Raw genomic sequence first — 14,048 nt, 5'->3', positions numbered from 1 at the left:
GCCGGATTCATCATCTGGCCATTTTTTTTATAGATAACTGATGAAAATGCCGAGAAACAACACCAATCCCACGTAATTATTATTCAAAAACGCGCGGAAGCATGGGTCACGTTCACGCCCGGCAATCATCTTCTGTTGGTGGACAAACAACGCGCCAGCCAGCAGAATTGACCAATAAAATGCTCCGCCAAGATTCATCAGCCAGCCAATAGTCACCATCAGAACCAGCGTTGCCAGTTGCAGCAAACCAATAATCAGCTTGTCCTGTTGACCAAACAAAATCGCAGTAGATTTGACGCCAATCTTCAGATCGTCATCACGGTCAACCATCGCATATTGGGTGTCATAAGCCACCGTCCAGCAGATATTAGCCAATAAAAGTAACCAGCAGACCAAAGGTAAACTTTCGCTCACGGCGGCAAAACCCATGGGGATTGACCAACCAAAGGCCGCACCCAAGACCACCTGCGGCAGATGTGTCACCCGCTTCATAAAGGGATAGATCCAGGCTAATGCCAGTGCTGCCAATGACAGCCAGATGGTCATGCTATTGAGCGTGAGTACCAACCCAAACGAGAGCAATACCAAGACGACAAACAGAACTTTGCTTTCTCTCTCACTGATAAGGCCGCTAGGTAATGGCCGTGATGCGGTACGTTTCACAAAACCGTCAATACGGCGGTCAGCATAATCGTTGACGACACACCCAGCCGCGCGCATAAAAAAAACGCCCAAGACAAAAACAATCAATATTTTGGTGTCGGGAATACCTTTCCCTGCCAACCATAACGCCCAGAGGGTCGGCCACAACAGTAATAATGAGCCAATGGGTTTATCGATGCGCATCAAACGGCAATAAGCCTGCCATTTGCTCTGAAATTCACTTCCCTTCAATTTCTCACTCTCCAAAATCTCCCCCCTCTTAAATCGAATATAGCGGCGAGGCGGGTAAAAAAACTTCCGTCAACAACAGGGGCTTACCTGACAGGCGCAGTAACGAACGGCGCGCCCAAAGCTCCTCTTGCCGCCCTACTTGAATATAATCCCGGGTTAAATTGTTGCCACCAAATAAATAGCGCCCAAGGGGTAATGTGCCTAAATCCACCAGCGCCCGATCAGGGCCAGACAGTGTTTCTTCGGGGATGATAGTACGCCCCAGTAGCCACGGCTCATTATCACCACACAATACAATCTCGCGCAGCCAATAGCGCTCACTTATCGGCAGATGTTCAGCATCTTCGCCTAATGCATGACGTGTAATAAAGCATTCTCGTTGTGGTTCGACATGAACCCGCTGGCAATGTTGCTCAAAACGTCGGGTCATCGAGCCTAATTCCATCAACCAATCCGCGATAGCGGCCGGTAGGTTCGGCTGCTCAATGGCATACCATTGGATAGGCTTTATAATTGATGCATCGCCGGTAGACATGCAATTTGCTCCCTGCTGGGGGATAAAAAGCCCACCCCCGCTAAGTCGTCAATAGGGAGCCATTGTAGCGCAGAATGGGCTGCTGGCGGCATCTGATTATCATAGCTACAACAGCATATTAACCGACGAATATATCAGCGATATAATATCTAAATGAGGGAGGAAGAGCAGCTAAACAAAGCATAATAAGAGGTAATAGTTTAAGGGCAGGCCCTGCGCAGTAGCTGTTATTAGATCTAAACGAAAAAAGGTGCGCCGAGGCGCACCAATCATCCAGCCATATTCGGCAGTGCCGGGATTTACCCCTTGCCTTTTACACTACCAATAAAGGTTTTTCGGGCTGAAGTTGAGCCCAAATGTTCCGCTTCGTTCAACAATTTCAGCGCCTTATCGACATCACCGGCTTTCACCGCGTCTTTAATCGCCTGGTTGAAGTAGTTTTCAGTCTCACTCAGCATTGGCTCTGCCGGTTTTGCCGCGACTGGTGCTGCGACTGCCGCAGGCTGGGCTGCGCTGCCCACCACCACAGGTGCTGATGCCGGTGTTGACTGTATTAAACCAATCATCACATTACCCATGCCTTGCTCGGCAGTGGCTTTAATTCTCAAATTACCGGTTGGGATATGTTTGGCAATAGGATCCGGAATATCGGGCACCGCATTACCCACGCCCATAGCATATGCCTTCGCTGGATCCAGTAGCTTGGTAGTTTTAGCCAGATCATCACGGGTGGTGTAGACCAGCAGGTAGATCTGTTTTTGTCCCAGCGCCGGAGTCAACTTCATCACTCCTTGCAAACGATCGCTGGTCATGATGCCCGCTTTTTCATAAGTGAAATAGCTGGAAGGATAATAAGCCGCCGGACGCATTTGTTCGTCTAACACTAATACGCTCGGAGCAAATAATTGGTTGTCTGTCACTAAACTGCTGAGCGTGATCTCCATTGATCCACGATCGGCGGGTAAAGCAAAAGCGGCTACCGCCCCTTCCACATTTCCTTGCGAGATTTGCGGACTGGAAGCAGTCAATTTAATATCTTGCGTCGCCGGTGGCACTAATGGCTGCCAAGGCAATTGTTGTAATGTCGCGGTACTGATAGTCGGCGCGATAGAAACATTCGCAGGAGAAATCGTTGATTCGGCTTGTGCTGCAAGAGGTGCGGTGACCCCCAGAGCCAATGCCAGACAGAGTGTCAGCAGATTCTTTTTCATTGTTATACCCTCGTACATTGAGCGTCAGCGCTAACTGTGCACAGGCAAGGTCGGCAAAGTTAACCAATTAGTTCTGTCATATTTCAGCAAACAGAACAGCCGCCCCAAAGGACGGCTGTATCACTTCTGTTACCACCAGGCTTCGAATTGCGCGCCGAAAGTCACTTCGTTATTCTTGCCACGGCTATTGGTATCAAAGGTACCATTTTGCGCCAGACCATTGTCCGCACCGGCCACATCGTTATAGCCCCACTTCTCATCCCAGTTGGCATAAGTAGCAAAGACACGGATTGCCGGACGAGACCAGATGCTGTCACCTGCCTGCCATTGTTGTGCCAGGGTCAGTTTGTATTGGCCGTTACGGTCACCGGTACGTTGTGATTTAACATTGTCGTAGCCCGCTTCCAGTAAAGTACTCATGATTGGCGTCCATTTGTACATTGGGCGCACACCCACGCTGTACCACGTGGTGCCGTTGTTATTGTCCCAGTCGGTATCCTGATACAACGCGACATACATCATGTCCCACTTCTCTGCCAGATTGATGGCACCGTGGTCGATAATACGCAGCATGTGACCATTGTTATTCACGGCTGACCCTTGTGAATGGCCGCTGTTATATGAAGTCATAGAGTCAGTAGCATACTGAACCACAAATTTGTTGAAGCCACCCATCATGCTTTGAGTATGTTCTGCGGTCAGCATCACGCCATCTTTAGAAGCATTGGGTGCTAAAGCATATCCATCCTGGGTGTTGGCACGGCCATAATCCACACCGAATTCCAGTGAGCCACCTGGGTTAGTTTCTAAACCAGCTAAACGGATGTCATACACATCGTTGATGGTTTTGTCGGCATCTTTGCGTTGATTGTCGATCCAGGCACTTGAACCACCCGCTTCTGAGTTACGGGTTGCTGCCACAGACAATTTACCGAAGCCCAGATCAATGGCTTCTAAACCTGCACCTGGGCCGGAAATATCCCAGTAGTAGAAGTCAATCATATGAACGTCATGGCGTTGATAGAAACGTTTACCGGCCCACATGGTGGAACCCGGCAAGGATTCGATCAGATTCTTACCCTGCACGTTGGCTTCGCGGAAAGCCGGATCGGTGGATTCCCAGTCATCACGTTGCGAAACGGAATACGCGACGTTGGTATCTAAGTAGAAGCTTTTATCGCCTTCTTTCCACAATTCCTGGCCTAATTTAAGTTCCGCATAAGTTTCACACTCGTTGCCCAGACGGTATTTGCTTTGGGCACCGGTTGCTTTGAAACATTGCTGTTCGCCGCCGCTACCCGTCCAGCCGATACCGGAACGCGCATACCCGTGGAAATCAACAGCCAGAGCTTGAGTGGAAAGGACACCAGCGGCAACAGCCAGTGCTATCGGTAACTTGCGCAGAGTAGTCATCAGTAATCTCCTGTTATATTTGCCTGTCGGCATGCGTGCTTAACATTTTCCGAAACTGACCGTCGTGGTAACTAGACGCCCAGTTCTTGGTACAATCGCTTACACGCAGTGCCATCTTCACGGAACAGATGACAACGGTATGGCGGCAGACCGATGGCGAATGTTGCACCTTCTTCTACCAGCACCACGTCGTTCTGGCGGTAGACCAGGTTTTGACGTATTGCAGGGATTTGGATGTGAATTTGAGTCTCATTACCCAGTTGCTCTACCACCTGAATTTCACCTTCCAGCGTGACTTCAGAGGCACTGCTTGGCAGCAGATGTTCCGGGCGGATACCCAAAGACATATTTGCACCGACATGAACTCGCTCACCTTCCACCGGCAGCCACACTAACTGGCCATTAGGATTTGGCAGTTCGATCTGCACTTGATGAGGTTCAACGGCGGTCACTTTAACCGGTAAAAAATTCATTTTTGGCGAACCGATAAAGCCTGCGACAAAGCGGTTGGCTGGATAGTGGTACAGTTCCAGTGGCTTACCGACTTGCGCTACATTGCCGGCATCCAGCACCACAATTTTGTCGGCCAAGGTCATGGCTTCGACCTGATCGTGGGTGACGTAAATCATGGTGCGTTGCAGGCGCTTATGGAGGCGTGATATCTCAATGCGCATCTGCACTCGTAGTGCCGCATCCAGGTTGGAAAGCGGTTCATCAAGCAAGAAGACATCCGGCTCGGCGACCAAGGTACGGCCGATGGCCACACGCTGACGCTGACCACCTGATAGCGCTTTAGGTCGGCGTTCCAGCAGGTGAGCCAGTTGCAGCACTTCAGCTACCTGATTCACCCGTTGGTTAATTTCTGCTTTCTTCGCACCGGCCAACTTCAGGCCGAAAGACATGTTTTCTGCTACAGATAAATGGGGATAAAGCGCATATGACTGAAACACCATGCCAATACCGCGCTCTGACGGTGGCACTTCATTCATCCGTTTACCGCCAATCAACAACTCACCCGAGGTAATATCCTCAAGACCGGCAATCATCCGCAGTAGCGTTGACTTTCCACACCCGGATGGACCAACAAATACAACAAACTCACCGTCATCGATTTCCAAATTAATATTTTTGGAAATCACAGCCTCACCAAAGGCCTTATAAACGCCGCTCAGCGTTACATTAGCCATCTGTTACTCCTTCGCTTACGCAAACAACTTTTCATATGAACCTGACTGAAGAAAAATGGCGGAAGCAAATTCCGGCATGACCCATCGATTACTCCCAGTCCCCTGATGACTCTCTTGCTGCGCGCCGTACCGCCATGCCTAAGCAAGGTTGCCCCGGACGACGTCGCGGCCTGAGTATAGGGCCGCACGTTGGTTAACGCTGCAACGTCCTGATCTACCTGGGTAATAATTAACCGAACAACCACATTTGGTTGGTGACGCTGTTTCAATGGTGCTGACACTGTTTCAATGACTGCGTCGCTTTCAATGACGGCGATAATGCGGGAGTAGCACTATTTGGTAATCATCCGTAACAAAGTTTTTCATGGGGGAGGAGATGGGAGGATGAGGGAACGACCACTGCGAGCAGAAGTTCCATCACAAATACAAATACGTGACCTGACACGCAAATTTCGACCTACATTATTGTGTCTGACACCACAGAATAGGCTGCAGTGTTAAGTCGATCACAATAACTCGTTGGGGGGCGTAGAGAGGGGGAGGATGATGCTGTATCTAGTTGTGACTCAATATGTCAGCGTAATGTATTAGTCCCTGTAATAAATGCATGAATGACTCACAAGAAAGTCGGTACCCACAAAATTGGATAAAAGGATTGGATTATGACTCGCAGCTTCACAAAATCCGGCATTGGTAAGACCGCACGTGTTTTGGCCCTTTCAGCGTTAACCACACTGGTGCTCTCTTCCTCTGCTTTTGCCAAGATTGAAGAAGGTAAACTGGTTATCTGGATTAATGGCGATAAAGGCTATAACGGGTTGGCGGAAGTCGGTAAGAAATTTGAAAAAGACACCGGCATCAAAGTCACTATCGAGCACCCAGATAAACTGGAAGAAAAATTCCCACAAGTGGCTGCGACCGGTGATGGCCCAGACATTATCTTCTGGGCACATGACCGCTTTGGTGGCTACGCGCAATCTGGTTTGCTGGCCGAATTGCACCCATCTAAAGCTTTCCAGGACAAACTGTTCCCATTCACTTGGGACGCCGTGCGCTTTAATGGCAAACTGATTGGTTACCCAGTGGCGGTCGAAGCACTGTCTCTGATTTATAACAAAGACCTGATCAAAGAAGCACCGAAGACCTGGGAAGAGATTCCTGCACTGGATACCACCCTGCGTGCGAATGGCAAGAGTGCCATTATGTGGAACCTGCAAGAACCCTACTTCACCTGGCCACTTATCGCCGCTGACGGCGGTTATGCCTTCAAATCTGAAAACGGCGTCTATGATGTCAAAAACGTCGGCGTGAATAATGCGGGTGCTAAAGCCGGCCTGCAATTTATTGTCGATCTGGTGAAGAACAAACACATCAATGCTGATACTGATTACTCCATCGCAGAAGCGGCCTTTAACAAAGGCGAAACCGCGATGACCATCAATGGCCCGTGGGCATGGTCTAACATTGATAAGAGCAAAATCAATTACGGCGTGACGTTGCTGCCAACCTTCCACGGCCAACCTTCCAAGCCGTTCGTGGGTGTTCTGACTGCCGGTATTAACGCTGCCAGCCCGAACAAAGAACTGGCGACTGAATTCCTGGAAAACTATCTGATAACTGACCAAGGCCTGGCTGAAGTCAATAAAGATAAGCCTCTGGGCGCTGTTGCACTGAAATCATTCCAAGAGCAATTGGCAAAAGATCCACGTATTGCGGCAACTATGGCTAACGCCACCAAAGGCGAAATCATGCCAAATATTCCGCAAATGGCCGCCTTCTGGTATGCAACCCGCAGTGCGGTATTGAACGCCATCAGTGGGCGTCAAACCGTGGAAGCTGCATTGAACGACGCAGCAGCCCGTATCGTTAAGTAACTGTTTCACCTGCAAAAGGGGCGCGGTTCGCCGTGCCCCGACACTGTTTTCAGTCGTAGAAGTCGCTAATAGAATGAGCTTAAGGGAACATTATGCAGTTATCCCACACCGAATACCAAAGCCGTAAAAAGAAAACCGCCTGGTGGCAAAGTGATGCGCTTAAGTGGCTTATTATCAGCATATTAAGCTTATTTACCTGCTATTTAATCGTGTTGATGTATTCTCAGGGCGAATATCTTTTTGCCATCGTGACGCTGATTCTGGTGACTCTGGGGCTGTACGTTTTTGCTAATCGCCGTGCTTATGCCTGGCGTTATGTTTACCCCGGCGTAGCAGGGATGGGGCTATTTGTTCTGTTCCCCTTGATTTGTACTATTGCCATTGCCTTTACCAATTACAGCAGTACTAACCAATTAACCTTTGAACGCGCCCAATCAGTATTACTGGATAGACAATTCCAGACCGGTAAAACATACACTTTTGGTCTTTACCCCAGCGATAACCAATGGCGTTTGCAACTGACTAACCCGGATGATAGTAACGTACTGATTTCCGAGCCTTTCAGCTTTGATGCGGTCAATGGACAGTTACTACACCTTGCCCCTGCCAGCGCTGAACAGACTGGCGAGCGTGCTTCACTGCGTATTATTACCCAAAATCGTCAGGCACTGAGTGGCGTGGTGGCCGTCTTGCCCAATGGGGGTGAGCTACGCATGAGTTCACTGCGTCAATTCGCCGAAACCAGCCCGCTTTACATATTGGCTGCTGACGGTAAAGAACTCAAAAATCAGCAGACAGGTGTGATATATCGACCAAACCTTGATACTGGCTTTTACCAGGCAATCAATGCTGACGGTCAGTGGGAAAATGAAAAACTCAGCCCCGGTTTTACTATCACCATCGGCTGGAAAAACTTCCTGCGGGTACTGCAAGATGAAGGTATCCAAAAGCCCTTTATCTCGATCTTTATCTGGACCATCCTCTTCTCAGTCTTGAGTGTCATCCTGACCGTTGCCGTCGGTATGGTGCTGGCCTGCGTGGTGCAATGGGATGCCCTGAAAGGTAAAGCTATCTATCGCGTGCTACTGATATTGCCTTACGCGGTTCCGTCATTTATCTCAATTTTGATCTTCAAAGGGTTATTTAACCAAAGCTTCGGGGAAATTAACCTGATGCTTAATCAGTTATTTGGTATCAAACCCGAATGGTTCAGTGACCCAATTACTGCCAAAAGTATGATTTTGATTGTGAATACCTGGCTGGGTTATCCCTACATGATGATCCTCTGTATGGGGCTGTTGAAAGCCATTCCTGATGACTTATATGAAGCATCAGCTATGGATGGTGCCGGGCCTTTCCAGAACTTTTTCCGTATCACCTTCCCGTTGCTGATTAAGCCGCTGACCCCGCTCATGATTGCCAGTTTTGCCTTTAACTTTAATAACTTCGTTCTGATTCAGTTATTAACCCGAGGCGGCCCGGATATGATTGGCACCAGTACCCCTGCGGGATATACCGATTTGCTGGTTAACTATACCTATCGTGTCGCCTTTGAAGGTGGAGGTGGGCAAGACTTCGGGCTGGCAGCGGCAATTGCAACACTGATTTTCATTCTGGTAGGCGCACTTGCGATACTGAATTTGAAAGCCAGCAAAATGAATTTTGACTAAGGAGGAGATGCAGATGGCTATGGTTCAACCTAAATCCCAGCGTTTGCGTCTATTTGGCACTCATTTCTTAATGCTGTGCTTTATCGCGCTGATTATGTTCCCGCTACTGATGGTGATTACCATTTCACTGCGGCCCGGTAACTTTGCCACTGGCAGCCTGATCCCGGATCAAATCTCCTGGGAACACTGGAAACTGGCTCTGGGTATGAGTGTCACCCATGCTGATGGTAGCGTGACACCGCCGCCATTCCCGGTGATGTTATGGCTGTGGAACTCAGTCAAAATTGCGGTGATTACCGCCATTGGTATTGTCACCTTATCCACCACTTGTGCTTACGCCTTTGCCCGTATGCGTTTTCGCGGCAAAGACACCCTGCTGAAAAGTATGCTGATTTTCCAGATGTTCCCTGCGGTGCTGTCACTGGTGGCGTTATATGCCCTGTTCGACCGCCTTGGGCAATATATGCCGTTTATTGGGCTGAATACCCACGGCGGCGTAATTTTTGCTTATATGGGAGGGATTGCCCTGCATGTTTGGACCATCAAAGGCTATTTCGAAACCATTGATAACTCATTGGAAGAAGCCGCCGCTCTGGATGGCGCTACGCCATGGCAAGCTTTCAGACTGGTGCTGTTGCCACTGTCAGTACCGATTTTAGCTGTGGTCTTTATTCTGTCGTTTATTGCCGCGATTACCGAAGTCCCGGTCGCGTCACTGCTGTTGCGCGATGTGGACAGCTACACTCTGGCAGTGGGTATGCAGCAATACTTGAACCCGCAAAACTATCTGTGGGGCGATTTTGCCGCTGCCGCCGTGTTATCAGCCATTCCTATCACCGCCGTCTTCTTACTGGCGCAGCGCTGGCTGGTCGGTGGCCTCACGGCAGGTGGAGTGAAAGGTTAAAGATTCAAAATTTCATCACCCAATACCCAAAGTAATTGGAATTGTAGCTAGGCAACAAACGAGTGAATCCCGATGAGCTGACTCAAGTCAGTGATTCGGGTGAGAGAGAGCAGTAAACAACGCTACAATTTCAAGTAAGAAGGGTATTTTTCCCTCTGGTACTGTGTCTTTAGGGCGGCCGTAATGGCCGCCATTTTTATTCTCTTTTCAGCCGCTCGGTATTGGCTAAATACAAAGTCACCACCAACAATAATATCGAGCCGGAATAAATCAGCGTATCAATTGGATTCTCATGATCGACAATGATCAAGCGGATAATTGCGGTGATCCCGATATAAATAAAATAGCGCAGTGGGAAGTGATAGCCAGACTCAAAGTACTTAACAATCAATGCGATAAACTCGAAATACAAAAAGTAGATCACAATCCCTTCAATCAGCATGTAAGAAGACGCATCCTGATTATTGACGAATAAAACCTTGCCAAGATGGAAGGTTTCTTTTATCAGAAAGACCACCAAAATAGCGGCTAATACAATCAACCCCACATTCAGTAAACGCTGTAGATTTTTGGCTATCCACTGTGAGCGCGAATTTTTGGCCATAAATACTCCTATTGAAAGTAGGTGAAATGATCCGGGCCGAAAAAAAGCCCCTTACATCAGTAAGGGGCTAATAAGCACGGATCAAAGAGCTTAGCCCGTTAGCTTAACGCCAGCTCTTGAAACGGTTAATCAACGCATTGGTAGAACTGTCATGGCTGGTGACATCTTTGTCATCTGCCAGTTCTGGCAAAATACGATTCGCCAGTTGTTTACCCAGCTCTACACCCCATTGGTCGAAGGAGTAGATATTCAGGATAACCCCTTGCGTGAAGATCTTGTGCTCATACAGCGCAATCAATGCACCCAAGCTGAACGGCGTGATTTCGCGCAGCAAGATAGAGTTGGTTGGGCGGTTACCTTCGAACACTTTGAATGGTGCAACATGAGCCACTTGCTCAGGTGTTTTGCCAGCTGCAGCAAATTCTGCTTCAACTTCTGCCAGTGATTTACCGAAAGCCAGCGCTTCGGTTTGTGCAAAGAAGTTAGACAGCAGTTTCGCGTGATGGTCACTCAGTGGATTATGACTGATAGCCGGTGCGATAAAGTCACAAGGAACCAATTTGGTGCCCTGATGGATCAACTGATAAAACGCATGCTGACCATTAGTGCCTGGCTCACCCCAAATAATTGGGCCAGTCTGGTAATCAACTGGTTTACCATCACGGCCAACATATTTACCGTTGGATTCCATATTGCCCTGCTGGAAGTAAGCCGGGAAACGGTGCATATACTGGTCATATGGCAGGATGGCTTCGGTTTCTGCACCAAAGAAATTGTTGTACCAGATACCAATCAATGCCAGCAGAATCGGCAGGTTCTTCTCAGCCGGAGTTTCTGCAAAGTGCTTGTCCATAGCATGTGCACCACTGAGCAGTTGTTCGAAGTTTTCGAAACCAACCGACAGCGCGATAGACAAGCCAATCGCAGACCACAGCGAATAACGGCCACCGACCCAATCCCAGAACTCAAACATATTGTTGGTATCAATACCAAACTCGCCTACTGCTTTGGCATTAGTGGACAATGCAGCAAAGTGCTTCGCAACATGTTTCTCATCACTCGCGGTAGACAAGAACCAGTCACGCGCGCTGTGGGCGTTAGTCATGGTTTCTTGAGTGGTAAAGGTTTTTGATGCGACCAGGAATAGCGTGGTTTCTGGGTTCAGCGGTTTCAACGTTTCAGCAATATGAGTGCCATCCACGTTAGAAACGAAATGCATATTCAGATGATTTTTATACGGGCGTAGCGCTTCGGTCACCATGTAAGGGCCGAGATCTGAACCACCGATACCGATATTCACCACATCAGTAATCGCTTTGCCGGTATAGCCTTTCCATTCGCCGCCAATCACGCGGTCACAGAACTGTTTCATTTTAGCCAGTACTGCGTTTACTTCTGGCATCACATCTTTGCCATCGACCACAATCGGCGTATTACTGCGGTTACGCAGAGCAATATGCAGCACGGCACGGTCTTCGGTGCGGTTGATTTTCTCACCAGAGAACATCGCTTTAATTGCACCAGCCAGATCAGTTTCTTTAGCCAGAGCTTGCAGTTTTTCCATGGTTTCGCTGGTAATGCGATTTTTGGAGAAATCCACCAGCATTTGATCGTTAAAAGTCGCTGAGAACTTGTTAAAACGCTGGTCGTCCTTGGCAAACAGACTGCTGATAGTGACATCTTTCATCTGTTCAAAGTGTTGCTGTAACGCTTTCCAGGCAGCGGTTTGACTAGGATTAATATTTTTCATAGCGGCGCTCTTCTAGGCTTAAGGATTAATGAAACGAATACCTTGATTGTATCCTGTTACCCTGTGATTGAGATCTCTTTTCTTGCGATAGGTATTATCTCTCGAAACAACTATTGATCTGATCCATGTTTCTCAATACCTCGGTTCATCTTAAGATTTTTAATCATAATCTGAAGACCTTCAATCAGATACTCTAAATAATTCGAGTTGCAGGAAGGCGGCAACTGAGTAAATCCCCAGAAGCTTACATGAGGTAAGTGACTGGGGTACGCGAAGGCAGCCAACGCACATGCAGCTTGAAGTATGACGAGTATAGTGGCCGCTCACATTCAGGCCAGTATCCAATCAATTTAGTGATATGAGGGAGCATATTATTAAATATGAAAATACCTCATAGCCATTTCATTGACAGAAAGTGGATAACCCGTTATTTCCTTGTACAGAGAAAAATACAGCCGACCACCCGAGATGGCATCTGACACGAGGTTTTTTTAGATGATTTCCGCTTCACAACGACAGGCTTCACAACAACAGACTGCTCGCAGCGCCCCAACCCCAACTGTCGTCGCCAAATTTGGTGGTACCAGTGTGGCTGATTTTGATGCCATGAGCCGCAGTGCTGACGTAGTTTTATCGAACCCGGATGTTCGTTTGGTTATTCTGTCGGCTTCGGCCGGGATTACCAATCTGTTGGTCGCGCTGGCCGATGGTTGCGAACAGGAAACACGCGCCATTCATTTAGATGAAATCCGCCGCATTCAATACAGCATTCTCGCTAAACTTTCCGACCCAGCCGTTATTCGCGAAGAAATTGACCGCATGCTGGAGAACATTGCCATGCTGTCAGAAGCGGCCAGTCTGGCGACCTCGGCAGCACTGACGGATGAACTGGTCAGCCACGGCGAATTAATGTCGACATTATTGTTTGTCGAACTGTTGCGCCAACGCCAGGTGGCGGTGGAATGGTTTGATGTACGTAAAATTATGCGCACCAATGATCGCTTTGGCCGTGCCGAGCCAGATACCCATGCATTAGCCGAACTGGCCCAGACCCAATTAGCGCCCCGTATCGAGCACGCCATTATCGTAACGCAAGGTTTTATTGGTAGCGAAAGTAAAGGTCGCACCACCACGCTAGGCCGGGGTGGCAGTGATTACACTGCTGCATTGTTGGGGGAAGCGCTGAATGTCAGCCGCATTGATATCTGGACGGATGTTCCAGGGATTTATAGCACTGACCCGCGCGTAGTTCCCGGTGCAAAACGTATTGATAAAATCGCTTTTGAAGAAGCTGCTGAAATGGCGACTTTTGGTGCCAAAGTGCTGCACCCGGCAACTTTATTACCGGCCGTGCGTAGCGATATCCCGGTGTTTGTCGGATCGAGCAAAGACCCCGAAGCTGGCGGCACCTTAGTGTGCAATGAAACTTACAACCCTCCGCTGTTCCGAGCTTTAGCATTACGCCGCAAACAAACCCTGCTAACCCTGCATAGCCTGAATATGCTGCACGCACGCGGTTTTCTGGCCGAAGTTTTTAACATTCTGGCACGCCACAATATCTCGGTTGATTTGATAACCACCTCCGAAGTGAGTGTAGCGCTGACACTAGATACGACCGGCTCGACATCGACTGGCGATAGCTTGTTGACCAGCTCATTGTTGACCGAGCTCTCCTCCCTGTGCCGGGTTGAAGTGGAAGAAAATCTGGCATTGGTGGCAATTATCGGAAACAACCTGTCGCAAGCCTGCGGGGTGGGTAAAGAGGTGTTTGGCGTGTTAGACCCATTCAATATCCGCATGATTTGTTACGGAGCCAGCAGCCACAACCTATGCTTCCTGGTGCCGGGCACTGATGCAGAGAAAGTGGTACAAACGCTGCATCACAATCTCTTTGAATAACTGATTATTTGAACAACCAAATTGTTTAAATAACCAGCAATATACTAATGTACTTTTATAACAAACCGGGCGCTTTCGTCCGGTTTTCTTATCTCTGACACTGACGA

The 14,048-nt window shown here is 48.6% G+C and carries 11 protein-coding genes and 1 pseudogene; 4 read left to right on the top strand and 8 right to left on the bottom strand.

Annotated elements, in window-relative coordinates; translation table 11 throughout:
• Positions 1-27: 27 nt before the first annotated feature.
• The 6 genes and pseudogenes from ubiA to QSV56_RS20395 all read right to left on the bottom strand — a co-directional run bounded on the left by ubiA (position 28) and on the right by QSV56_RS20395 (position 5,485).
• Positions 28-894, bottom strand: a complete 867-nt coding sequence (gene ubiA, locus QSV56_RS20420) for a 4-hydroxybenzoate octaprenyltransferase (protein ID WP_046051956.1) — start codon at positions 892-894, stop codon at positions 28-30.
• A 28-nt stretch (positions 895-922) separates the two neighbouring features.
• On the bottom strand, positions 923-1,429 hold the full coding sequence (ubiC, locus tag QSV56_RS20415) for a chorismate lyase (protein WP_019080118.1): 507 nt from the start codon (positions 1,427-1,429) through the stop codon (positions 923-925).
• Positions 1,430-1,728: 299 nt separating this feature from the next.
• Positions 1,729-2,640: a maltose operon protein MalM gene (gene malM, locus QSV56_RS20410; RefSeq protein ID WP_019080119.1), complete on the bottom strand. Its 912-nt coding sequence runs from the start codon at positions 2,638-2,640 to the stop codon at positions 1,729-1,731.
• Positions 2,641-2,769: 129 nt separating this feature from the next.
• Complete coding sequence (locus tag QSV56_RS20405; RefSeq protein ID WP_019080120.1) at positions 2,770-4,053, bottom strand: maltoporin; 1,284 nt, start codon at positions 4,051-4,053, stop codon at positions 2,770-2,772.
• 71 nt (positions 4,054-4,124) lie between these two features.
• A complete protein-coding gene (gene malK, locus QSV56_RS20400) occupies positions 4,125-5,240 on the bottom strand; it encodes a maltose/maltodextrin ABC transporter ATP-binding protein MalK (protein ID WP_005165719.1) in 1,116 nt (371 codons plus the stop codon).
• 15 nt (positions 5,241-5,255) lie between these two features.
• Positions 5,256-5,485, bottom strand: a pseudogene (locus tag QSV56_RS20395) (hypothetical protein).
• A gap of 417 nt (positions 5,486-5,902) precedes the next feature.
• Here QSV56_RS20395 and malE point away from each other — a divergent pair.
• The 3 genes from malE to malG all read left to right on the top strand — a co-directional run bounded on the left by malE (position 5,903) and on the right by malG (position 9,688).
• Entirely contained in the window at positions 5,903-7,114 is a 1,212-nt protein-coding gene (malE, locus tag QSV56_RS20390) for a maltose/maltodextrin ABC transporter substrate-binding protein MalE (protein WP_005165720.1), read from the top strand.
• Between the two features lie 92 nt (positions 7,115-7,206).
• Positions 7,207-8,784 (top strand): maltose ABC transporter permease MalF, encoded by a 1,578-nt coding sequence (gene malF, locus QSV56_RS20385; protein ID WP_050334684.1) that lies wholly within the window; start codon positions 7,207-7,209, stop codon positions 8,782-8,784.
• A gap of 13 nt (positions 8,785-8,797) precedes the next feature.
• Positions 8,798-9,688: a maltose ABC transporter permease MalG gene (gene malG / locus QSV56_RS20380; protein WP_005165723.1), complete on the top strand. Its 891-nt coding sequence runs from the start codon at positions 8,798-8,800 to the stop codon at positions 9,686-9,688.
• A 196-nt stretch (positions 9,689-9,884) separates the two neighbouring features.
• On the opposite strand, the gene psiE is transcribed toward malG, so the two are convergent.
• Together psiE and pgi are read right to left on the bottom strand one after the other, a co-directional pair.
• Complete coding sequence (gene psiE / locus QSV56_RS20375) at positions 9,885-10,292, bottom strand: phosphate-starvation-inducible protein PsiE (protein ID WP_019080122.1); 408 nt, start codon at positions 10,290-10,292, stop codon at positions 9,885-9,887.
• Between the two features lie 103 nt (positions 10,293-10,395).
• Positions 10,396-12,042 (bottom strand): glucose-6-phosphate isomerase, encoded by a 1,647-nt coding sequence (gene pgi, locus QSV56_RS20370; RefSeq protein WP_301213540.1) that lies wholly within the window; start codon positions 12,040-12,042, stop codon positions 10,396-10,398.
• Positions 12,043-12,537: 495 nt separating this feature from the next.
• On the opposite strand from pgi, the gene lysC reads away from it, so the two are divergent.
• Positions 12,538-13,941, top strand: coding sequence for a lysine-sensitive aspartokinase 3 (gene lysC, locus QSV56_RS20365; RefSeq protein ID WP_019080124.1), 1,404 nt, complete (start codon positions 12,538-12,540; stop codon positions 13,939-13,941).
• Positions 13,942-14,048: the final 107 nt, after the last annotated feature.

The organism is Yersinia sp. 22-579 (assembly GCF_030433455.1).
Taxonomy (GTDB): Bacteria; Pseudomonadota; Gammaproteobacteria; order Enterobacterales; family Enterobacteriaceae; genus Yersinia; species Yersinia enterocolitica.
This window is presented reverse-complemented; position numbering and strand designations above follow the sequence as displayed.